At 61.6% G+C, this 22,505-nt stretch carries 21 protein-coding genes; 4 read left to right on the forward strand and 17 right to left on the reverse strand.

All coding sequences use genetic code 11. The features are described 5' to 3' along the window. Positions 1–233: 233 nt before the first annotated feature. The 7 genes from P9250_RS10025 to P9250_RS10055 form a co-directional block, all read right to left on the reverse strand. Entirely contained in the window at positions 234–1,001 is a 768-nt protein-coding gene (locus tag P9250_RS10025) for an ABC transporter ATP-binding protein (RefSeq protein WP_250469491.1), read from the reverse strand. Positions 1,002–1,021: 20 nt separating this feature from the next. Then, on the reverse strand, positions 1,022–1,813 hold the full coding sequence (locus P9250_RS10030; RefSeq protein ID WP_310392693.1) for an ABC transporter permease subunit: 792 nt from the start codon (positions 1,811–1,813) through the stop codon (positions 1,022–1,024). 9 nt (positions 1,814–1,822) lie between these two features. Next, positions 1,823–2,653 carry an ABC transporter permease gene (locus tag P9250_RS10035; protein WP_310392695.1) on the reverse strand — a complete coding sequence of 277 codons (831 nt, stop codon included), beginning with the start codon at positions 2,651–2,653 and terminating at the stop codon, positions 1,823–1,825. A gap of 29 nt (positions 2,654–2,682) precedes the next feature. Next, positions 2,683–3,744 (reverse strand): ABC transporter substrate-binding protein, encoded by a 1,062-nt coding sequence (locus P9250_RS10040; RefSeq protein WP_310392697.1) that lies wholly within the window; start codon positions 3,742–3,744, stop codon positions 2,683–2,685. 64 nt (positions 3,745–3,808) lie between these two features. After that, positions 3,809–4,744 carry a TauD/TfdA family dioxygenase gene (locus tag P9250_RS10045; protein WP_250468609.1) on the reverse strand — a complete coding sequence of 312 codons (936 nt, stop codon included), beginning with the start codon at positions 4,742–4,744 and terminating at the stop codon, positions 3,809–3,811. 148 nt (positions 4,745–4,892) lie between these two features. Continuing rightward, positions 4,893–5,984 carry a nitronate monooxygenase gene (locus P9250_RS10050; protein ID WP_310392699.1) on the reverse strand — a complete coding sequence of 364 codons (1,092 nt, stop codon included), beginning with the start codon at positions 5,982–5,984 and terminating at the stop codon, positions 4,893–4,895. Positions 5,985–6,121: 137 nt separating this feature from the next. Beyond that, a complete protein-coding gene (locus P9250_RS10055; RefSeq protein WP_250468613.1) occupies positions 6,122–7,633 on the reverse strand; it encodes a CoA-acylating methylmalonate-semialdehyde dehydrogenase in 1,512 nt (503 codons plus the stop codon). Between the two features lie 108 nt (positions 7,634–7,741). Between P9250_RS10055 and P9250_RS10060 the strand changes: the two genes are divergently transcribed. Next, on the forward strand, positions 7,742–8,683 hold the full coding sequence (locus tag P9250_RS10060; RefSeq protein WP_244829996.1) for a LysR family transcriptional regulator: 942 nt from the start codon (positions 7,742–7,744) through the stop codon (positions 8,681–8,683). Positions 8,684–8,765: 82 nt separating this feature from the next. Here P9250_RS10060 and P9250_RS10065 read toward each other — a convergent pair whose 3' ends face one another. After that, the gene (locus P9250_RS10065) at positions 8,766–9,065 is read right to left on the reverse strand and encodes a DUF4148 domain-containing protein (protein WP_310392789.1); all 300 of its coding nucleotides are present in this window, start codon (positions 9,063–9,065) and stop codon (positions 8,766–8,768) included. Between the two features lie 280 nt (positions 9,066–9,345). Here P9250_RS10065 and P9250_RS10070 point away from each other — a divergent pair, with 280 nt between their 5' ends. Then, positions 9,346–10,584, forward strand: a complete 1,239-nt coding sequence (locus tag P9250_RS10070) for an NAD(P)/FAD-dependent oxidoreductase (RefSeq protein WP_250494205.1) — start codon at positions 9,346–9,348, stop codon at positions 10,582–10,584. Positions 10,585–10,629: 45 nt separating this feature from the next. Here the strand turns inward: P9250_RS10070 and P9250_RS10075 are convergent, their stop codons facing one another. The 3 genes from P9250_RS10075 to P9250_RS10085 form a co-directional block, all read right to left on the reverse strand. Then, positions 10,630–11,526, reverse strand: a complete 897-nt coding sequence (locus tag P9250_RS10075; RefSeq protein WP_244829993.1) for a fructose bisphosphate aldolase — start codon at positions 11,524–11,526, stop codon at positions 10,630–10,632. 189 nt (positions 11,527–11,715) lie between these two features. After that, positions 11,716–12,132, reverse strand: a complete 417-nt coding sequence (locus P9250_RS10080) for a hypothetical protein (RefSeq protein WP_310392702.1) — start codon at positions 12,130–12,132, stop codon at positions 11,716–11,718. A 198-nt stretch (positions 12,133–12,330) separates the two neighbouring features. Then, positions 12,331–13,200, reverse strand: coding sequence for an alpha/beta hydrolase (locus tag P9250_RS10085; RefSeq protein ID WP_310392706.1), 870 nt, complete (start codon positions 13,198–13,200; stop codon positions 12,331–12,333). A gap of 106 nt (positions 13,201–13,306) precedes the next feature. Between P9250_RS10085 and P9250_RS10090 the strand changes: the two genes are divergently transcribed. Further along, positions 13,307–14,158, forward strand: a complete 852-nt coding sequence (locus tag P9250_RS10090; RefSeq protein WP_310392709.1) for a LysR substrate-binding domain-containing protein — start codon at positions 13,307–13,309, stop codon at positions 14,156–14,158. Here P9250_RS10090 and P9250_RS10095 read toward each other — a convergent pair. The 4 genes from P9250_RS10095 to P9250_RS10110 all read right to left on the reverse strand — a co-directional run bounded on the left by P9250_RS10095 (position 14,136) and on the right by P9250_RS10110 (position 17,120). Next, on the reverse strand, positions 14,136–15,197 hold the full coding sequence (locus P9250_RS10095) for a phytoene/squalene synthase family protein (RefSeq protein ID WP_310392711.1): 1,062 nt from the start codon (positions 15,195–15,197) through the stop codon (positions 14,136–14,138). The genes P9250_RS10090 and P9250_RS10095 overlap by 23 nt on opposite strands. 49 nt (positions 15,198–15,246) lie before the next feature. Continuing rightward, complete coding sequence (locus P9250_RS10100) at positions 15,247–15,777, reverse strand: septal ring lytic transglycosylase RlpA family protein (protein ID WP_250494210.1); 531 nt, start codon at positions 15,775–15,777, stop codon at positions 15,247–15,249. Positions 15,778–15,933: 156 nt separating this feature from the next. Continuing rightward, positions 15,934–16,866 (reverse strand): UTP--glucose-1-phosphate uridylyltransferase GalU, encoded by a 933-nt coding sequence (galU, locus tag P9250_RS10105; RefSeq protein WP_244829987.1) that lies wholly within the window; start codon positions 16,864–16,866, stop codon positions 15,934–15,936. 101 nt (positions 16,867–16,967) lie between these two features. Next, positions 16,968–17,120: a hypothetical protein gene (locus P9250_RS10110; RefSeq protein WP_244829986.1), complete on the reverse strand. Its 153-nt coding sequence runs from the start codon at positions 17,118–17,120 to the stop codon at positions 16,968–16,970. Positions 17,121–17,337: 217 nt separating this feature from the next. On the opposite strand from P9250_RS10110, the gene P9250_RS10115 reads away from it, so the two are divergent. Beyond that, on the forward strand, positions 17,338–18,474 hold the full coding sequence (locus P9250_RS10115) for an acyltransferase (RefSeq protein ID WP_310392792.1): 1,137 nt from the start codon (positions 17,338–17,340) through the stop codon (positions 18,472–18,474). Positions 18,475–18,531: 57 nt separating this feature from the next. Here P9250_RS10115 and P9250_RS10120 read toward each other — a convergent pair whose 3' ends face one another. Next, complete coding sequence (locus tag P9250_RS10120; protein ID WP_409014866.1) at positions 18,532–20,970, reverse strand: glycosyltransferase family 4 protein; 2,439 nt, start codon at positions 20,968–20,970, stop codon at positions 18,532–18,534. Between the two features lie 23 nt (positions 20,971–20,993). Further along, positions 20,994–22,505, reverse strand: coding sequence for an oligosaccharide flippase family protein (locus P9250_RS10125; RefSeq protein WP_309848186.1), 1,512 nt, complete (start codon positions 22,503–22,505; stop codon positions 20,994–20,996).

A 22,505-nucleotide genomic window follows, 5' to 3' on the forward strand; every position in this document is an offset into this window, starting at 1 on the left:
CGCCTCGAAGAACAAAGGTATCAGTCTATATTACCGCGCGCGCAACGGGCGTCGAAGCGTGCGTGCAAGGCGGGCAGACATGTATGGCGTGACGCGAGCGGTCAGCCAGAGTGTTGAACATAAACGGCCCGCGCGGGCCACTTCACGAATATAAGCCTTGACTCGCCGTCGAATCCGTTCGATTTTTATTTCACGGCGATGGCGACGGCGACGAGCGCTGTCTGGCAGTACTTCTACGCTTCGTGAAAGAACCCTTCGAGAATACCGTCCCTGAGCGCGACGACATCGAGACTGCCGCGCTTGCGCGGACGCGGCAGGTCGACATCGACGATTTCGCCGATACGTCCCGGACGCGCTTCCATCACCACGATGCGATCCGAGAGCAGCACCGCCTCCTCGACGTCATGCGTGACGAGGACCATCGTGATGCGCTCCTGCGCCCAGATGCGTTGCAGTTCGTCCTGGAGCCGTGCGCGCGTGAGCGCATCGAGTGCGCCGAACGGTTCATCGAGCAAGAGCAAACGCGGCCGGTTGACGAGCCCTCGCGCAATGGCGACACGCTGCGCCATGCCGCCCGAGAGCTGATGCGGATACTGTCCCTCGCACCCCTCGAGGCCGACGAGCGCCACATGCTCGGCTACCGCACGCGCTTTCTCGTGCTTGCTCAAAGGCGCGTTGCGCAAGGCCACCGCGACGTTCTGTTCGACGTTCAGCCATGGAAACAGACGATGATCTTGAAACACGATGCCGCGCGAAAGATCCGTCGAGACCACGCGCTCGCCGCCGAATTCGATTTCGCCTTCGTACGACGCATCGAGGCCTGCGATCAACCGCAAGAGCGTCGACTTCCCGCAACCGCTCGCCCCGACGATACTCACGAACTCGCCGCTTCGGATCGAGAGGTCGATACGATCCAGCACGGGCGCACCTGCATCGCCCTCATAACGCTTGCTCACCCGCCGCAGCGCGAGGCCGCTCGTGTCCGTTGCCATCGTTGGTATCGCTGCCATCGTCATTCTCCTCAAGCCGCGCGCGCTTCGCTGAACCAGCGCCGCTGCACCGCACGCGCGAGCGCGTTGAGCGCCCACCCCGTTATTCCCACGACGATCACGCCGAATACGACGAGATCCATCCGAAACTGCTCGCTGCCATCCACGAGCGTATTGCCGATCCCGCTTCCCGCGACGAGCAGATACTCCGCACCGAGCGTCGCGAGCCACGAATAGATGAGCGCGAGATAGATGCCCGTGAAGATCGAAGGCAGCGCGGCCGGCAGCACCACGAACGCGAGCGTCTGCAACTTGCCGTAGCGATACGCGCGCGCCACTTCGAGAAAACGCGGCGGCACGGCGCGGATGCCGTCGCTCGTATGCATCACGACCGGAACCAGCGCGGCGAGCGACAGGAACACGACCTTCGCGACATCGCCGAGACCGAACCACACGGAGATGAGCGGAATCCACGCGAACAGCGACACTTGCTTGAAGGTGTTGAAGCTCGGCGCAATGGCGCGATTCGCGAGCTTCGACACACCCAGCAACGCGCCGAGCGCGAGCCCGAGCGAAGTGCCGATCGCAAAGCCCGTCAACTCCCGCGCAAGCGACGCCGACAACGCACGCGCCAGCGCGCCGCTACGCAACTGTTCCCACGCGACATGCAGCACTTGCGCGGGCGACACCATCATGCTGTGGGCGGGCTTGGCATCGCGCGATACGAGCCACCATATCGCCAGCGCCGCGAGCGGCAGCACGAAGCCGCGCCAGCGCTTCGGCACGGCGACACGCGGGACTGCTTCGAGTTCTATCGATGACATCGGCCGCTCCTAGACCGCGCCGCGCTGCAACTTGCGCTCGAGCGCGGTCAACAAGCGATCGGCGACATAGCCGACCGCGCCCACGATCAAGACCGAAGCCAGCACCAGATCGAGCTGAAAGAGCTGGCGTCCGTACACGATCAGATAGCCGAGCCCTTCCGACGATGCCACGAGTTCCACGACCACGAGCGTCAGCCATGCTTTGGTGAAGGCGAGGCGAATGCCCGTGCCGATCATCGGCACCGACGAGGGCAAGACCAGACGCAAAATGGTTTGCCAGCGCGTATAGCGATACACCGCCGCGACCTCACGCAACTCGGGCGGCGTGCTGCGAAAGCCCTGCAAGGTGCTCAGGGTCACCGGCACGAGCGCGGCATGACCGATGAGCAGATACTTCAACGGCTCACCGATGCCCACCACGATCATCAGAAACGGCAGCCAGCCGAGCACGGGCACCTGCACGATCGCGTTGAAGCTCGGCAGCACATACGCCTCGACCGTGCGCGACAGGCCGAGCACGCCGCCTAGCAGAATGCCGAGCACCACGCCGCCGCCAAAGCCGACAGCCGCGCGCGACATGCTCGCGCCCAAGTGCATCCATAGTTCGCCGCTCTTGATGAGCGCGGCAAGGGTATCGAAGACCAGCGAGGGCGGCGGCAGAACCTGCGCGGAGATCCATCCAAAACGCGAGCCCAGCACCCATAGCAACGCGCAGGCGAGCGGCAGAAGCCACGGCAATACGGCCCAGCCAAGCGAACGCGCCGTGCCGCCGGATGCGCGCGCGACCGAAGCGTTGCGGCGTGCCGCCGGCACCAGCACACGCGAGAGAGCATTCGCCATCGGAAGTTCTCCGTTAAGAAAGAAGCGGGTCAGGCGACCGGCTTGCCCGACGCATCGAAGCGCGGCCAGTAGCTTTCGAGCTTGAGCGACTTGAGCGCCTGATCGAGATACTTCGGCTCGAACCAGCCGTTCACGCTGACAGGTTGGCGAATGAGGTTCAGCCGCAAGGCGTCATCGGCGACGGACTGATAGCGTGCCTGCACAAATGGATCGATGAGCGGCGAATTGCGGTCCTTCAAAGGCTGATTCGCATACTCCGATGCCCACGACTCCGACGGCACGCCGCTCTTCGACCACAACGTGAAGAGCGCATTGCGATTGCCTTCGTCGGACGACCATTGCGCGGCCTGCACCACCGAAGTCACGACCTTTTGCACCACGTCGGGATGCGCGCTTTCGAAGTCGTCGAGTACGAGCAGATGCGCTTGCCGCGTCAGTTGCATGCCGCCATCGCGCGACGCATAAACGATCTTCGCGAGACCCTGGCGCTGCAACTTGAAGAGCGAGTAGTCGAGAAACACGGCATCGACGCCCTTCGACGCAAGCGCTGCCTGCGCCGCGGCCGTATCGAGATTGATGACGCGCAGATCGCGTTCGGTCAGGCCGTTTTCCTTGAGCACGTTATCCGCGACGAGCTGCAGATTCGTGCCCCGAAAAATCGCCACGCGCTTGCCCTTGAGGTCTTTCACCGACTTGATGTCGGAGTCCGGCGGCACCGCGACATACACGCCCGCGCGCACATTCGATTCGAGCAGCAAGTGCGTCTTCAGGCCGTTCGCGCGTCCGAGCACGGCGGGCAAGTCACCCTGATACGCGAAGTCGATCTGCTTGTTGGCGAGCGCCTCGTTCACGGCCGGACCCGCGCCCTTGAAGAAGATCCACTCGACCTTGATGTGATCGCCCTGCAATGCATCCTCGACACGATGCTGCAATTGCGCGGTGGCGGCAGGCGAGCCGCCGAACGTGGGCGGGTCGCCCGCGCCCTGCTGCGCAACGCCGATGCGCACCGTTTCCGGCGCCGCGGCGTGCGAGATGGAAACGAATGCGGCGTACAAAAGAGCGCCCGCGAAGCGCGCGAATCTCGTTGTCATCTTGTCCTTCGGCGTTATTCGATGATCGACTGGCGATGACCCGCGTCATCGCCAGTGAGGGCGTTCAGGCGCGTGCTTCGCGCTTGACGGTGCGGCTCTTTCTGCCGTCGATGGAAACGGGCACGTCGCCGTGAACGGTCGCGCGACGCACGACGCGGTGGTCATCGCCGTAATCCGCCACCGCGTAGTGCTGCGTCGCGCGGTTGTCCCAGATCGCGACATCGCCTTGGGTCCAGCGCCAGCGCACCGTGTTCTCGAGGCGCTGAATGTGATCGTGGAAGATTTCGAGCAGTCGGTCCGAATCGCGCTGCGACAGCCCGACGAAGCGCTGCACGAAGTGACCCAGCACGAGCGTGCGTTCACCCGTTTCCGGATGCACGCGCACCACGGGATGTTCCGTCTCGTAGAGCGTGGAGGTGAACTGCTTGCGGTACTCGCGCTCCGTCTCGGTGTCGGGCGCGTTGCGCGTGGCTGCGTAGTCGTAGGCGTTCGAATGCAACGCCCAGAGGTTGTCGGCGAGATCGCGCAAGGGCTGCGGCAGGTTGCTGTAGGCGGTGGCGGTGTTGCCCCACACGGTATCGCCGCCGGCAGGCGGGATCACCACGCCGCGCAGGATGGAAATCTTCGGATAGGCATCGACGAAAGTGACATCCGTATGCCATGAATTGGCGCGCGTGCCGTGCTTCGAATCGAGTTCGAGCAGACGGCTCGTGCCTTCCTTCGAAGGCACCGTGGGATGCGCCACGGTGTCGCCAAAACGCGCGGCGAACGCTTCCTGCGAAGCGTCGTCCAGATGCGACTGGCCGCGAAAGAACAGCACCTTGTGCTTGAGCAGCGCGTCGTTGATGCGAGTGATGGCGGTATCGTCGAGATCGCCTGAGAGCGTCACGCCGCGCACTTCGGCGCCAATGCGGCCGCCTATGGGACGGACCTGGAAAGGCTCCTGCGTGGCGGCGGGCTGACGGACGGAATCGTGGTCGAGCGTAGCGGAATCGGACATCGGTTGCTCCGTTGGTTTCGGATATCGTGGGCAAGCCGCGAAAGAACGCGACCGAAACATTGAAGCATCGACTGCCCATCCGACCAACGAAGCGTTTCGACTAAGCTTTACAGCGCCGAGGTGATGACGCTTTGCTCGAATCCGCTATTCAACGCGAATAACGCTGTAAGGATTCGATCGTTTCATCGAGTTCCGCTTCGAGCCGAGCCATCAATTCCGCAGCGGACATTTCGCGCGCGAGTGCGGCCGCCTGCCCGCCCCATTGCGCGCCATAGCCGAACTCGCCTCGTGCCTTGGCCGCCGCATGCAGCGCCTTGCCCGCGTCGTAAGTCACGGGATACGCGGGGTTGTTCGGTGCGTTTGCCTCACGCCCGAGTTCCGTGAACTTGTTGACGAGACTGCGCGCCGGGCGGCCCGATATCGCGGCGGTAAGCGTGGTGCGATTCGCGGCATCGCTCAGAAGCGCGCGACGATATCCCGCATCGATTGCGGACTCGGTGGTCGGAACGAAAGCCGTGCCAAGCTGCGCCGCCTGCGCGCCGAGCGCGAGCGCGGCGGCGATTCCCGCGCCATCCATGATGCCGCCCGCCGCGATCACCGGTACGTCGAACTTGCGCACGAGCAAACGCGTGAGGGCGAAGGTGCCGAGATAATCGTCGTCGGCTTCGCTGTCGAAGATACCGCGATGCCCGCCCGCTTCGATGCCTTGCGCGACGATCGCATCGATACCCGCTTTTGCGATTTGCTCCGCTTCACTCACATTAGTTGCAGATGCAATCAGTTTGATGCCCGCGTTACGGAGGGCATCGATATAGTCCTTCGAAGGCAGGCCGAAGTGAAAGCTCACGATAGCCGGCTTTTCTTCGACGAAGACCTTGAGCATGGCTTCATCGACGACAAAGCTCGTGTAGATTTCGCTGAGCCGCGCGGGCGGCGTGGCGCCGTATCGCGCGAAGACGGGCGCGAGCCATTCGATCCACGTGCTTTCCAGAGCGGCGTCGGCTTTAGCCGGGCTATGACAGAACACGTTGACGTTGAACGGCTTGTCGGTCAGCGCGCGCGTCTCACGAATAACCTTGCGCGCCGCTTCGGCGTTCATCGCGCCCACGCCGAGCGACCCCAGTCCGCCCGCATTCGATACCGCCGCCGCGAGAGCAGGCGTCGTGACACCGGCCATCGGCGCTTGAATGATGGGCTTGTTGATGCCGAGTAACGGCAATAAAGCGTTGCTCCTGCTCATGACCATGTCCTCTCGATAGTGGCCTCGAGCTTCTCGACGATGAAACCGCACGCAAGGCTGCGAGGCCAGATAACAAATCGCCCGCTCCTTCCTGCACGGAAGCCAAGCGGGCGACGACCACCTGTGCTGCGTATGCCTTACTTCGCGGTCGGCATCACGAATTCCGCGCCCTTTTCCGTGCTTTCCGGCCAGCGTTGCATGATGGACTTTTGCTTCGTATAGAAGCGCACGCCTTCTTCGCCATAAGCGTGCATGTCGCCGAAGAGACTGCGCTTCCAGCCGCCGAAGCCATGCCATGCCATCGGAACGGGAATGGGTACGTTGATGCCGACCATGCCCACTTCGATGCGTCGGCCGAACTCGCGCGCAACGTGACCGTCGCGCGTGTAGCAGGCGACGCCGTTGCCGAACTCGTGCGCATTGACGAGTTCCACGGCTTCGCCGAAGTCCTTCACGCGCACGCATGAAAGCACCGGCCCGAAGATTTCTTCCTTGTAGATGCGCATGTTCGGCGTCACATGGTCGAACAGCGTGCCGCCCGTGAAGAAGCCGTCTTCGTGACCGGGAACCTTGTGGCCGCGTCCATCGACGACGAGTTTCGCGCCTTCATCCACGCCCAGCGCGATGTAACCTTCGATACGTTCCAGCGCGGCGCGCGTGACGATCGGCCCCATTTCGGCATCCAGCTCCATGCCGTTCTTGATGACGAGCTGCTGCGCGCGTTCGGCGAGGCGCGGCACGATCTTGTCCGCCACGTCGCCCACCAGCACCGCGACCGATACCGCCATGCAGCGCTCGCCCGCCGAACCGTAGCCCGCGCCGATGAGCGCATCGATAGCCTGATCGAGATCGGCGTCCGGCATCACGACCATGTGATTTTTTGCGCCGCCGAGCGCCTGCACACGCTTGCCGTGCTTCGCGCCGGTCTCGTAGATATAGTTGGCGATGGGCGTCGAACCGACGAAGCTGATCGCGCGCACATCGGGATGTTCGAGCAATGCATCGACCACGACCTTGTCGCCTTGCACCACGTTGAAAATGCCGTCCGGCAGACCCGCTTCCTTCAGCAGATTAGCCATGAAAAGCGACGCGGACGGATCGCGCTCGCTCGGCTTCAGGATGAACGCGTTGCCGCTTGCAATGGCCACGGGGAACATCCAGCACGGCACCATGCAAGGGAAGTTGAACGGCGTGATGCCCGCGACGACGCCGAGCGGCTGACGCGTCGTCCAGTTATCCATGCCGGTGGAGACTTGTTCGGTGTAATCGCCCTTCAGCAATTGCGGAATGCCGCAAGCGAATTCGATCACGTCGATACCGCGTGACACTTCGCCCTGCGCGTCGGTAAAGACCTTGCCGTGCTCGGCGGTGATGATCGCCGCGAGCTCATCGCGACGCAGGTTCATGAGTTCGAGGAACTTCAGCATGACGCGCGCGCGCCGAATGGGCGGCGTATCGCGCCATGCGGGGAACGCGGCTTTCGCGCTCTCGACGGCGGCATCGACATCGGCGACTTCGCCGAGCACGAGCTTGCGCGGACGCTCGCCCGTCGCGGGATTGAAAATGGGCTGCGAGCGGGCGCCCGAGCCATTCACGCGTTCGCCATGAATGAAGTGAACCACGTCGGCGGTGTCGTTATACGCTTGCATTTCGTCTCCTGTCCAGAAGTGTCAATGCCAAGAGTGTAGGACGGAATCGTGCGCCGCGAACGCGTTATGATTGAACTCATTGTTCATAAAAGCAAACAATCCCCGCGCATGGACGCACAAAAAGTCGAAGGGCTCTGGACGCATCTGCATTGGCTCACGGTGCTCGCCGAGCAGGGCAGCTACACGGCGGCGGCGGCGCGGCTCAACGTGAGCAAAGCCGCAATGAGTCAGCGTATCGCCGAACTGGAGCGCGCGGCAGGCGTGCCGCTCGTCACGCGCACCACGCGCAGCGTGCGCTTCACGGAGGCAGGACGGCGCCTCGTCGACGATACACGCACGCAGTACGAGCATATCGCCGCGAGCTTTTCGAGCGTGAGGGAAATGGCGGGCGTGGCGCGCGGCTTGATCCGCGTCACCGCGCCAATGGCGTTCGCGCGTCAGCAATTGGTGCCGCGTTTAGCGGGCTTTCTGCATGCGCATCCGGAAGTGCGGGTGCAACTGGAAGCATCGGACAGGTTGAGTTCCATTGCGACGGAGGGCTTCGATCTCGCCATCCGGCACAGCGCGCAAGCGCCGGAAACGCATGTCGCGTGGAAGTTGTGCGATACCCATTCGGTGATCGTGGCGACACATGCATATCTCAAACGGCGCGGCATGCCCGCGACGCCCGCCGATCTCGCGGTGCACGACTGCCTGTTTTATCCGCGCGCGCAGACATCGGGCGTGTGGTCGTTCGTGCGTAAGGGCGCGCGCAAGACGGCGGCCGGGCCTCATACGCTTGCGGTCAACGGGCCATTCTCCGCGAACAATAGCGAAGTGCTGCGCGATGCCGCGCTCGACGATCTGGGTATCGCGCTGTTGCCCGACTTCAGCGCGCAAGCCGCGGTGCAGGCGGGAAAGCTTGTGGTGTTGCTGCCGGACTGGCGCTGCGTGGGCACATTCGCCGATCAGCTTTATGTCGTGCGTCCTTATGCGCCTCATGTGCCGCGTGCGGTCGCGCTTTTCATCGGCTATTTGCGCGAGACCTTTGCGGGCGGCTTTCCGCTTTAGCGTTTTCTTTAGCGCTTGCCTTAGCCAAAGAAAAAGCGCCCGCAATTGCGAGCGCTTTCTTTATAGCGAGACTACCTGTTGCTTAGTGGTGCGCAAACGTCGGGAACACGTCGGCTTGCACCGCACGCGAGCCGGCTTGCGCCGAGCCTTCAGTCGCACCGCCAAACGAGTTGCCTTGACCCGCAACGCGCACTTCAGCAGCTTGAATGTCCGACGGATAGTGCGAGTCGCTCACGAAGCCGGGGTTATAACCGGCCTTTTCCAACTGAACGATCTGTTCGCGAACTTCAGCGCGCGTAAGCGGTTGGTTCGATTGTGCGAAAGAAGCAACCGGTGCGGCGAAAGCGATGGCAACTGCTGCGATTCCAATGAGCTTGTTCATGATTGATACCCTCCAGCTTAGGTTTTTGGGGCTGTCGCTCACTTGGCATTTGCTCGTGTGCGACCGTTGAAGAGAGTTTAGTGAGTGCTTCGCTAAGGGTAAATACTTAATCCACGAAATCAGTTTTGGTGAAATCGCGACTAATCCAGGCCTGAAAACTCCAGTTCTTTAGCATCGACGGGAAATTGCTTAGCGCATCGCCTATAAAGTAAGCAGGACGTTGTCCACGACACATCATGCCAAATGGATCGAACGTTCGGTTTGCAAAGGAGGCAATGCCTTGAAGCGAATCGTGGTCGTTGGGGCGGGTTTTGCCGGACTATGGAGCGCGCTCGCCGCCGCGCGCAAACTCGATGAATTGCAGCAACCAGCGGATGAGGCCGAAGTGGTCGTCCTCAATCCGCAGCCTTATCACAGCGTGCGCGTGCGCAACTACGAGCAACCGCTCGATCCCACGCTCGTGCCGCTCGACGGCGTGTTCGGTCCGACCGGCGTGCGCTTCGTCCAGGCGACCGCGCACACGGTCGATAGCGCGAATCGGCGCGTCATGTTCACGCGGGAAGACGGAGAAGGTTCGCTGGAATACGACCGGCTCATCCTCGCGGTAGGCAGCGAACTGGTACGCCCGGAAATTCCCGGGCTGGATCGCCACTCGTTCGACGTCGATACCTACGCGGGCGCCTGCAAGCTCCAGGCGCATCTGTCCACCCTGCCCGCATTGCCCGACTCGCCCGGACGCTATACGGCTGTCGTGATCGGCGCAGGCCTCACGGGAATCGAACTCGCGGCGGAATTGCCCGGCCGCCTGCGTGAGATCGTGGGCGAAGCGGATCGCGACAAGGTGCGCGTGGTGCTCGCGGATCGGTCGCCGAAAATCGCGCAATCGATGGGCGGCGCGCAAAGCGTCGTCGTTCAGGCCATGACCTCGCTCGATGTCGAGCTTAGGCCAGGCGTATCGCTGGAAGAACTCGACGGACACGGCGCTTCGCTTTCGGACGGCGTCAATGCCGATTACATCCAGGCATGCACCGTGGTCTGGTGCGGCGGCATGCGCGCCAACGCATTAGCGAGCCAGCTTCCCGTCGGACTCGATTCCATGGGCCGCGTGCCCGTCGATGCCTATCTCCGCGTCACGGGCGTTCCCGGCGTATTTGCGGCGGGCGATTGCGCACGCGTGCTGATCGACGGTAAACGGCCTTCGGTCATGTCGTGTCAGCATGGCCGGCCGATGGGCCGCTACGCCGGCAATAACGCCGTCTGCGATTTATACGGAGAAGAGATGCTGCCGTTGCAGATCGACTGGTACACGACGGTCTGCGACCTGGGCCCGTGGGGCGCGGTCTATACGGAGGGATGGGAACGCAAGCTGGTGTCGGAAGGCGAGGCCGCCAAGGCGACCAAGCGCACGATCAACGGGGAGCGGATCTATCCGCCGAGGAGCGGCTGCCGCGAAGAGTTGTTCCGGGCTGCCGCGCCTATCGTGCAAACGCCGCCATCGACGACACGCGCCGATTCATGATCGTGGCGATGAGGGCAGACACCACGCCTCATCGCCACTGAAGCATCAAACCTTGTCGACCGATGCTTCGTAGATCTCGTCGATGGACTCGCCGAGCGTAGCGTTGAACTCTTCGTCGCTCATCGACTTCTTCAGTTCGTTGATGAGCGCGCGCGAGAAGCTCGCGATCATGCCGTGGTTCTTCGCCAGACGCTGGCATGCGTCGGTGCGCGTATAGCCGCCCGAAAGCGCCACCACGCGCACGACACGCGGATGCTCGATCAGCGGCGCGTAGAAGTCCACTTCATCGGGGATGGTCAGCTTGATCATCACCTGACTGGATTCCGGCAGCGCGTCGAGACCTTTCAGCAATTCGTCGCGCAGAATCTTTTCCGCACCCTTCTTGTCCGTGCTCTTGATGGACACTTCGGGTTCGAGAATGGGCACGAGACCGTGTCCGATGATCTGATTGCCCACTTCGAATTGCTGCTTCACGACTGCGGCGATGCCCTTTTCGTTCGCGTCCTTGATGACCGAACGCATCTTCGTGCCGAAGATGCCGAGCTTCACGGCGCGTTCCAGCAGCGCGTCGAGGCCGGGGTTCGGCTTCATGACCTGAACGCCGTCGGCTTCTGCTTCGAGGCCCTTGTCGACCTTGAGGAACGGCACCACGCCACGGTCTTCCCACAGGAACGCAGGCACGGACTTGCCATTTGCCTGACCGTCCATGGTGGCTTCGAAGAGAATGGCGCCAATGACCTTTTCTCCCGTGAATGACGGCGCGGTGATGATGCGCACGCGCATTTCATGCATCAGCTTGAACATCTCGGCGTCGCCGTTGTAGGCGTCTTCTGCAATGCCGTACTGCTTGAGCGCGCCCGGCGTCGAACCGCCGCTTTGATCCAAGGCGGCGATAAAACCTTGCTTCTCCGCCATTTGCGACAGCATCTTTTCGTTAGCCACGAACATTTCCCTCCTCAAAGTTCAAACACCGGAACGCGCGCGAGCACGGCCCGGGCTTCTGGTTCCACTACGGTAAGTGTAATGGTTTTGAGGCGCGACTTGACTGTGCATATCCGCCATTTCCCCTGCCACACACTCAAATCGAGGAGAGAAAGGGCGACGCGGCAGGGCTTTTGCGGCTCGATCTGCTCAAGGCGCAGCGGAGTTGAAGTCCCCGGCGTTCAGGGGTTCGACCGCGCGTGCGCTTCGCCCGAGCATGAATGCAGCGCGGCGCAGGAACGATGGCGCGCCTTGCGCCGCCATGATTTCGAGGGTGGGTAATTCGGGCGCTTCTAAAACCGGCTGAGATTGCGCCTGTAATTTTTCAGGCGCTGGCGCTTTGACGTTCAAGAGCGCTTCACGCGCATTTGCGCAATGCACGTTGAGCAAGCGACGCATTTCCGGATTTTCGATGAGTGCTTGCGCCGTCGCGAGACCGCGCTCGAATTGCAGCGCATAAGCGATATCGGCGAAATTCTCGTACTGACCGCTATCGGCCAGTTCGAACGCCAATTGCTGGGTGCGCTGGCGCTTCCATACTTCGAGATCGTCTTGGCCCGTACTCACATTGGCCTCTTCTTGGCGATGAGGTGGCAATGATGTTAGCCCGAGACCCGCGCGTTTGCGTTGTCCCGCCACAACAAGCAGACAAAAAGTCGGACGATAAAAGCTTGCCTTCCATTACTTCCTTAGCAATAGCCAAAGATATTCTTAAGCGTGACTTTCGAGCGAACGAGCGTTCTTGCTCAAGAATCGCTAAGGAAATTACCAGGCACCGGCAAACGCCTGTATAGCGCGATTGAATGCGGCCGGGCTTGCCACGTTCATTCCGTGCGATGCCCCGGCAATAGTTTGCCGATCCGTGAATTCAATCCATTCCGCCAGCTTGTCGACGTTATTGCGGAACATGCGCGGGCTCTTTTGTCCGTCTATCAGCAAAGTGCGGCACTTGATATCGCGCGCGGCGTCGCGGGTATAAGCGGGCAAGGGATCGCGAAGTTGCTTCGGCACCGTAAGCGCGTTGTCTATCGCCATCCGTCGAAAAGCCGGCGTGCTCTTTTGCCAGAAGCCCGGCATGCTGACCGAGTCGACGAACAGTTCCAGCCCCGGCTCGATTTCGCCCATCTCGATGAGTTCCGCCACGCGCGTGCGCAACGCGTTGGTCGCGGGCGGCAAGCTGGCGGCCGCAGGCTGCGGCGAGACCTGGAGCGGTCCGCCCGGGTCCGCGAGCGTGAGCGTCTTCACGAGACGCGGATGTTCCCTTGCGAGATGAAACGCGACGCACCCGCCGCGCGAATGCCCGACCAGATGCACGGGTGCAATGTCGAGCGCCTCGATAAATTCCGCCATCTCCGCGACATGCGCTTCCCAAGTGAATTCGCCCTGCACGAAGGCATCGACGGCGGGCCAGTAGTGGCTGAGACTCGGCGCGATGCAACGAAACTGCCTGGCAAGCGGCAGAATCTGCGCGCTCCAGTAGCGGTAATCGCAGAGCGAACCATGCAAGAACAGGAGCGGCTCGCCTTCTCCGCAATCCACGTAAGGCACGGAAATGCCGGACGCGGTCGTTGCGAAAGACGCTTCCGGCAAGGCTTGCAAGGCGGACAGTACGGCGGGATCGGTACGGGCGTTCATTGATTCGCTCCTTTCCCGCACTATGCCGTCCGCCAATTTAAAAGAAAATCGCATAATATTGATAACATCGTTCAGATTTTCTGATACCAAGTCGTCATACACAGGCATGAAAGCACTCGACCTCGATGTCCTTGCCATGATCGTCGCCGTCGCGGACACGGGCAACATCAGCCGCGCGGCGGAACTCGTGCATCGCTCGCAATCGGCCGTCAGCATGCAGATCAAGACGCTCGAAACCGCGCTTGGCAAGGCGCTGTTCGTGCGCAAACCGCGCAGCGTGACGCCCACGCAAGACGGCGAAGTGTTACTGACCTACGCGCGCCGCATGCTCGCCTTGCGCGATGAAGCATGGGCCGCCGTCGTGCGGCCGGACGTGACGGGGCGCGTGGTGATCGGCGTACCGGACGACTACGCGTCGTCGCTGTTTCCGCCCATCCTCAAGAAGTTTTCGGCGACCTTTCCCAAAGTCGAGATTCAGGTGGTCGGCTTGCCGAGCGTGGCGCTTGCGCCGAAGCTGAAAGACGGCTCGGTCGATCTCGTCTGCGCCACGCGCGTGAAAGGTCTGAGCGGCGAATTCCTGCGTCATGAGCCGATGGTCTGGGCCGCCGCGCCCGGCGCCACGGAAATCTGGCGCGAACGTCCCTTGCCCATTGCCGTGTTCCTGCCGGGCAGCGTGGCGCGCGAGAACGCCATACGCAGCCTGGAACGCGCGCGTATCGGCTATCGCACGTCGTACGAGAGCCCGAGTCTGCTCGGTCTCCTGACGATGGCCGAAGCCGGTCTTGCCGTCACGCCGCTTGCCAAGTGCGCTGTCCCCGCGCATTTCACGCTACTCGGTCAGGCGCAAGGGCTGCCGGAAATCGCCGCGCTCGAAGTGGTGCTGGCGCGCAGCGCGGCATCCAAACGGCCGCCTTGCGACTTCCTGGCCGAACGCATCATGGCCGAGTTGCGCCGTTGAGTGCGGCTTGGATGGCGCTGATCCTGCGTTCGGCCCACGCCTTCAGAAGCCTATTCGATGCAACCAGCGGCATCGACGCCGCCATGATGCGATAGACATCGTTGCGGCGCACCTTGGTAATGCGCTCCGGGGCGAGCCATGCGTCGTTACGCGCCAGCAACACCAGCGTTTCCAGCCCGATCATGATCGGCCACAGGCACGCGAGCCGCAGCCGAATGGCGCTCGATGGAATCGCCATCGTGTAGGCCAGCGCGTCGCCATAGAGCGCGATGGTGGTTTGCAACAGCTCGCCTTGTACGGGACGCGCTTTATCGGATGCATCGGGCGCGAGCAGTTCTCGTGGCGCGATGCCATGACGCGCCAGCATCGACGAAGGCAGATAGCAACGCCCGATACGCAGATCGCGCGCGCAATCGCGCAGCACGTTGGTCATCTGCAGCGCCTTGCCGAAGCGCACGCCGCGCGCGAGCATGACATCCGGCGCGGCCTCGAGCGTGCCCGGCATATGCGCGTAGGTCATCTTCGTCCAGAACTCGCCCACGCAGCCCGCGACGAGATAGGTGTAGCGGTCCAGTTCGTCGAATTCACCGAGCGCCGCGATCTCGCCAGAGGTTTCATCGGGGAACGTGCGCAGGTCGAACTCCATGCCCGTTGTGAGCGTGGTCACGATATCGCGCACGGCATCGCGGTCGGCCTTGCTCAATTGCGGCAGGATGGCAAGCGCTCCGCCGAGCGATTCGAGCAGCGCGCGTTCATCCGCTTGCGCTTGCTGGCCCGCTACTTCGCCGGCTATGCGGGCCAGCGCGCCATCGTCCGGTGCGCCGTTGACTTGCGCGCGCAACGACAGCAGCAATTCCAGACGAAGTTGCGGCGCGATGAGCGACGTATCCGCGATGGTATCGGCGGCGCGCGCAAGCAGATACGCCAGCGCGACGGGGTCGCGCATGCCCGCCGGAAGAATCCGCAGCGTCAGATAGAACGAGCGCGAAACGCTCTTGAGAAGCGGGCCGAGGAGGACTGCCCGGGTCGATTGATTCATGAGTGGGATCAGAGAGCGCTCAAGCAGGCGAGAGCGCATTGTATCCGGCTCAACGGTGCCGCTTGTGCCTTCGCCTCTTTGCGCGATGATGCAAGGGAATGGCGACGGCATCATGCGCCGATACACGCTCGATCACCACTTGCGCCGTGCCCGCGTGTTGCAGGCCGAGCAATACCGCCGCCGCAAACGAAAGATCGATCACGCGGCCCTTCTGGTAGGGGCCGCGGTCGTTGATGCGCACGACGACCGACCGCGTCTTCGCGGCATTGCTGACGCGCACGTAAGTGCCGAGCGGCAGCGTGAGATGCGCGGCCGTGAGCGCGTTCATGTCGTAAGCCTCGCCGCTCGCGGTGGGGCGGCCTTGGAAGGCGTCGGCGTAATAGCTGGCCATGCCGATCTGGAAGGCATATGCCTTCTTGGCGTGCACATGCTTCGTGTGCGACACGGCCTTGTGTAAAGCATGATGCTTGCGTGCTGGCTTGACTGGCCGATGTGAAGTCCATCCGCACAGCAACACGCAAGCGCCGATGGACACGATCCAGGCCAATAGCCGGCGCGCATGAAATGCGCGGACCTGCATGGGCGATCTACTCCATGAGTTACCGATTCGTGGATCGGATCGCCCTTAACGCCCTCTGCTTTTTAGCGTTGACCTGCCTTCCTTGGATATGACGCTTCTTTACAGGACTACGTTTGCCTTACGATGATCATGATTCGTCATTCGAACTATTTCCAATCACAGCGAATCCTGTAGCGATTCCGCATGCGTCATCGGTTCGTCCTTTGTTTGCGGCATGAGCGCCCATACCGCCGCACGCAGATACGCCTCAAAGTCTCCGCGCACTTCAGGATGTTGCAAGGCCAGTTGTACCGTCGCCTTGAGATACCCGAGCTTGCTGCCGCAGTCGAAACGCGTGCCGTAGTAGCGATACGCCAGCACCTGTTCGACCGCGAGCAAGGAGCCGATGGCATCGGTTAGCTGAATCTCGCCGCCCGCGTTGGGCTTCGTCTTGCGCAGATGATCGAAGATGCTCGGCATCAGCACGTAACGCCCGACCACGCCGAGATTGGAAGGCGCAAGCGCGGGCTGCGGCTTCTCGACGACACCCGACAACTTGATGACGTCCTCTTCCCATTCGCGGCCTTCGATCACGCCATACGACGCGCTTTCCTCGCGCGCGATGCGTTCCACACCGATCACCGAGCTGTGATAGTGGTCGAATACATCGACGAGTTGCTTCATGACAGGCTCGGCGCCGTGCAGCAGGTCGTCGGCCAGAATGACGGCGAATGGTTCACCGCCGACGAGCCGTTCCGCGCATAGCACCGCATGACCCAAGCCCAGCGCGGCCGGCTGGCGCACGTAGAAACAATCCACGTTCGCGGGCTTGATGCTGCGTACCGCATCGAGCAGAACCGCCTTGTTGCGCGCTTCCAGTTCCGCTTCGAGCTCATATGATTTGTCGAAGTGATCCTCGATTGCGCGCTTGCCCCGACCCGTGACGAAGATCATCTCCGTCATGCCCGCAGCAATGGCTTCTTCCACCGCGTATTGAATGAGCGGCTTATCGACCACTGGCAGCATTTCCTTCGGACTCGCCTTGGTGGCTGGCAAAAAACGTGTGCCGAGACCTGCAACTGGAAATACGGCCTTGGTCACTTTAAGCATGACTGCTCCTCCAGATCGAAACCGGAAAATTGACGTTGTCCCCGCGCTGTTTTTCTTGTGAATTCGCCCGCACTTGCGGCAGGCTTCTGGCGTTGCGCGCGTTACTCCGCTTCCTCCATCTGCGATGCCTGCGCATTGTTGGAGCCCTTCTTGCGGAAGGGATCGAGAGGGTCGTTGCGCAACGCGTCGCGGTACGCGGACGCCGCCACGAGTACCAGCAGCACGGCTATGCCGGCGACTGCATGCATATCCATGATCGACACCCATTCGCCTGTAGATGAGGGCTCACCGTAGCAGAAAAAAATCGATAAATAATTCGCCCGCTTTAAGCCGTTACGCTGCCTGTTTTCTTAAGAAATGCGCCGAATTTTTTGCTTAGGCATGAATTTCTTGCTGCTCTAACATGGGCCGATCCCTTCGGCTCCTTAAGGTTTAGCGATGAGCGACTCCCCGGCCTTCGACGAAAGCGGCATGGCGCTGCGCACTTCCGCGCGCAATTCGAACGCTATCGCCGACGATAGAGACGTCGCGATCAACGCATGGCGTGGTGTCGCCGCGTTGCTGGTCGCGTACTTTCATTGCAGGCAGGTTACGTGGGTCGGCATGCAGCAGTTTCATCGCGCTTCGCCCGCGTTCGACCTCAACACAGTCGTCAGTTACCTCACGTTCCCTGTCGCCTGGGGATCGGCCGGTGTGCCGATTTTCTTCATCATCAGCGGCTATTGCATTCATCGCGCGATGGCGCGGCGCCTGAATGCCGACCCGCGCGCGCCGTTCGACGGCTTGAATTTTCTGCTACGGCGGTTCGTGCGGATCTATCCGGTTCTGATTGCCGCGCTGGTACTGACGTTCGTGCTGGATTCGCTTAGCGTCGGCTTTGATCCGGTCAGCCGCAAGATCAATCCCTTCGATCTTCATGCTTTCCTCATCAATCTCTTTTCCTTGCAGGGAATCGCGGGCAAGACGTTCGGCTCCAATGGCGCCTTATGGACGCTCTCCGTCGAGGTGCAGTTCTACCTCGTATATCCGCTCGTGATTGCATTGCGGAGGCGAATCGGAATGCCGGCGGTCGTCGGCCTTGTCGCTGTCGTCAACATCGTGTCGGCGCTCGTCTTCGAGCGCCTGCAGATCGTGATCTTCACGTCCTACTGGCTTTCATGGATGCTCGGGGCGTGGATCGCCGAAGCGAAAGCGCGCAACGTGCGCGCACCGAGGCGCTCGGCAGTCGTGGCGGTTGGCATCGCGCTATGCGGATGCGCTGCCTTCGGGCTTGCGCAATATCTGGCGTTTCAGCTTTGGGCGCTGGCGTTTGCCGTTTATTTGTTTGGCGCGCTAGATCGGCCCATGCGTGAAGGCGGCCCAGTGCGCGTGTTTTCCGTGCTCGGCGAGTTCAGCTTCTCGCTTTACGTCGTGCATCTGCCCATTCTCGTGCTGCTTGGGTCCGTGCTTTTTCATTCGGTCTTGCAAACGGGCATCTGGGCCTCGTTCGCATTTACCGCCATTGCCGTTGTCATTGCCGCAGCGTTCTATGCGCTTGTCGAGCGACCCGCCATGGCCTGGGCCGCAAGATTGAAACCTGCGAAGACACGCGTTCGCATTGCGCGTTGATAAAGCGCCATTAAAAAAAGCCGCCTCGAAAGGCGGCTTAATCGAAGTTCGAGTACCTCAGCTACGCTCGCGCTTCTTCGCCTTCGCCGCCACGTCTCCGAGGATTCTCTCGACGCTCTCGACATATCGCTCGGTCCCGAATCTTTTCGTTGCGTGTACGAAGCCGCTTTCGGTCAGACGGTCACGAAGCGGTGAGTCGTCCTTGAGGCGATCCAGTATGCGCGCCAGTTCGGCGGCATCGCCGGGAGCGCAGAGCAGGCCGTTCTCGCCATCGTCGACGATATCCGTCACGCCGCCCGCACGCGTCGCAACAACGGGCCGTTTCGACAACATGCCTTCGATGATCACGCGGCCAAACGGCTCCGGCATGATCGACGTATGCGTGACCACATCGACCGCTTTCATGCACGCGGCAATGTCATCCTGAAAGCCGAGAAAATGCACGCGGTCCGCAAGCCCGTGTTCGAGTACGAAAGCACGCAGCTCGGCCTCGTACTCGTGTTCTCCAAAAAGCGCCGCGCCAACCAGAACGGCATGCATCTCCGTGCATTCGCGCAACGCTTCGAGCAGTACATGCTGACCCTTCCAGCGTGCAAGACGGCTAAAGCATCCGACGAGAAACGCATCTTGCGGCAAGCCGAACCGTGCTCGTAACTCATGCTGCGCCACCGTTTCGATGCTAGTGAAAGGCTCCGCCGATATGCCGTTGAACACGACATCGAGCCGCTCCTCGCGCAAACGCGTGAGCGCCGTGACCGCGGCCGCCGATGCCGTCGAATTGGCGATGACATGTTCGAGCATGAGCTTGGTGCACCACTTGATGATGGAAAGCTGCGTGCGCCCGAAGTGGTCCTCGCTCACGATATCGCGCAGATGCCACACCACGGGGCGCCGCGAGATCAGGCCGGCGATGGCGCCGATCACCATCGCGCGCTGCGTGTTGACGTAGATGACATCGGCATTGCGCGACTTTTCGAGCGTGCCGCGCAGGAGCTTGACGACGCCGCCCACCACGCCCGCGCCGGGACGCGTCATGCCGTCCTTGCGAACATTGCCGAGCGCTTTGCCGTCGAGCACGTCTACCTTGATGCCGACCGCTTCCAGCGCAATGCGAAACGGACCATCGTCGAAAAGAACCGTCTGCACGTCGCCGCGCATGTTCTTCACCACTTCGAGCATGGAGAGTTCCGCGCCGCCAAGCGAGCCGCTTTGATCCACGGCAAGCACGCGCAAATCGCTCTTTTCTTCGACCTGAACCTCGGGCTCGGCCGGCAGCGGAGGAAGAACGAAGCGCGGCGCCACGCGTGCGACATGCGCATGGAACTGCTCCCTGAAACGCGCGTTGGAAAAGCGCTCTGCGTTCTTGCGACAGTCGGCTGGCTTGAACGTCACCGTCCCGTCTTCGAAGGCCTCGACAGCATCCACGATGGCGTCCGCCGACTGCTCCTGAAAGAACATGCCCGTGGGCTCGGCCTCCGACGCATCGCGCACGGTTTCCAATGCGCCGCCCTTGCCATAGGCAATCACTGGCGTGCCGCACGCTTGCGCTTCGACCACCGAGATGCCGAAGTCTTCTTCCGCCGCGAAGACGAACGCTTTCGCGCGGCGCATCTTTTCGTGCAGCACGGAGAACGGCTGATACCCCATGATGCGCACGTTGGGCGTAGCCTTCGCACGGATCTTCGCCATGTCCGGGCCCTCGCCGATCACGACGAGCTTGCGCTCAGGCATCTGCGCGAACGCCTCGACGATCAGATCGATCTTCTTGTACGGCACCATGCGCGACGCCGTTAAATAAAAATCGTCCTTTTCCTCGCACACGTTGAACGCGGCGACATCGACAGGAGGAAAGATCACTTGCGACGAACGCCGATAAACCTTGTGGATTCGCCGCGCAATGAAAGCCGAATTAGCGATGAAATGATTCACCGAATTCGAGGTACGTATGTCCCAGCTACGCATGTAATGCAGCGCCATGCGTGCGATCAGCGACTTCATGCCCGCAGTGAGATTCGACTGCTTGAGATACTGATGTTGCAGGTCCCATGCGTAGCGTATGGGCGAATGCACGTAACTGACGTGCACCTGATCGGGTCCTGTCAACACACCCTTCGCTACCGCATGGCTGCTCGACAGAATGAGGTCGTAGCCGGACACGTCAAGCTGTTCTATCGCGAGCGGCATGAGCGGCAAATATGCGCGATAGCGCTTCTTCGCGAAGGGCAACTTCTGGATGAACGAGGTCTTCGCCTGCTTGCCGCGCAAGAACCCTCTGTCTTCGAGGAAGTCGACGACGCTAAAAATATCCGCGTCCGGAAAGCACGCGATCATCTGTTCCAGCACACGCTCCGCGCCAGCGTAGGTCACGAGCCAGTCATGCACGATAGCGATACGCGGTACACCGTTCGCACGCGCGATACTGCGCTCGCGACGCGGCACCGGCGTCATGGCTGGCGCCGGCTCGTGCAGGAAATGACGCGCTTTCGCGCTCCCCATGAACGCGTCTTCGATATTTGTTTTCATGCGTCACTCCTCGCCTTCAACGGTAAATGATTGCGTCTTCCGAAACGCGCGCCGGCCTTGCGTAACACTGCAAGCAAAAGCGCACGCAAGGCCGGCCGCGTCACCACGGACCATCCCGCATCGACGAGTGCGAGCAAGGCGGCAGCGGATATTGCATAGAGCGGATGCGCCATGGCATCGATCAGATAGCCAAGCACCAGCCCCGCGAGCAGAAACGCGAGATGGGCAAGCATGTCGAGCGCAATCGGGGTTGCGCGCACACGGGTCAGCCACAAGAGCACCGCGTAGTCCGCAAGCGCTCGCAGGGCAACCACGCTTGCGGCGCCAACGGGCCCGTATCGTTGGATGCCGAACCATAGAAGCGCCACGAAGAACGGCAACTGGAAGAGTCCTGCACGTGCAGCCGAAGCGGGGTTGATCTGCGACTGAATGAGGATGCGCGTGACGCTCGCCTGACCGACGAGCCATACACCGATCACGAGAATGCGGCCTACCGGCGCGCTTGCGATGGCGAGGTCAGCGCCGATCCACACATGCAGGAACGGTTCGAGCACGAGCATCGCGAAGATCGCGAGCGGCGTAAATACGCCATTGAGGAATTCGAGCGATGTCGCGGCCATCTTGCCGGCGTCGCTGCGATCGATCGATGAAAGGCGCGGAAACAGCGTGCGCACCATCGCGTTGGGCAGCATGTTGAGACGCGTGACGAGGTTCTGCGGCACCGTGTAATACGTGACGAAACGCGCGCCGAGATGCGCGCCGAGCAGAACGCGATCGAGCGAATCGGTGAGCATGGAGGTCATCGTTGAGACCAGCATCCAGCCGCCGAAGCGGAAGAGTCCGCCCGTAACGGCACGCTTCGGCCAATCGATGCGGCGTATCGCCAGCAGCTTCAGACTCGCTCTTCCAAGCAGAATGGCCGCAAGCAATCTCGCGACGACCGCGGCAGCCAGCACCGTTTGCAGATTGGCCGCGATGAACCACGCAGCACCGAGCGGCAGCAACTGGAACAGGAAAGTGCCGAAGGTCTGATTGGCGTTATAGATGCCGAAGCGTTCCATCGCGTTGATCGCGCCAGCAAAAACCCACGACACATTGGCAATGGGAATGGCGAGCGCGAGCCACGGCAACGCGCGATAAACCTCATGCTGCAAGGCCGGTGCGGAGTGCGCCACATACGCCGTATAGAGAAACGCGCCGAAGTAGATGGCGAGGCCGCCTGCCACGCCCGTCGCGAAGTTGAGCCACACCGCGCTCGAGAAGACCTGCGCGCGCTGTGCCATATCCCCGGCCGAATGCGCTTTCGCTATCTGATGTTGCGCGGCCATGCTCATGCCGAGATCGAGAATCCCGAAGTAGCCGATCAGCGTCCATACGAGACTGATCACGCCATAACGCTCCACGCCTACGAGGTGGATATAGGCAGGCACCGTTGCAAGCGATACGAATGTCGGCAGGATCAACCCGACGAAGTTGATGCCGACGTTCCTGACCATGCTCTTTTCCAT

Source organism: Caballeronia sp. LP006 (genome assembly GCF_031450995.1).
Taxonomy (GTDB): Bacteria; Pseudomonadota; Gammaproteobacteria; order Burkholderiales; family Burkholderiaceae; genus Caballeronia.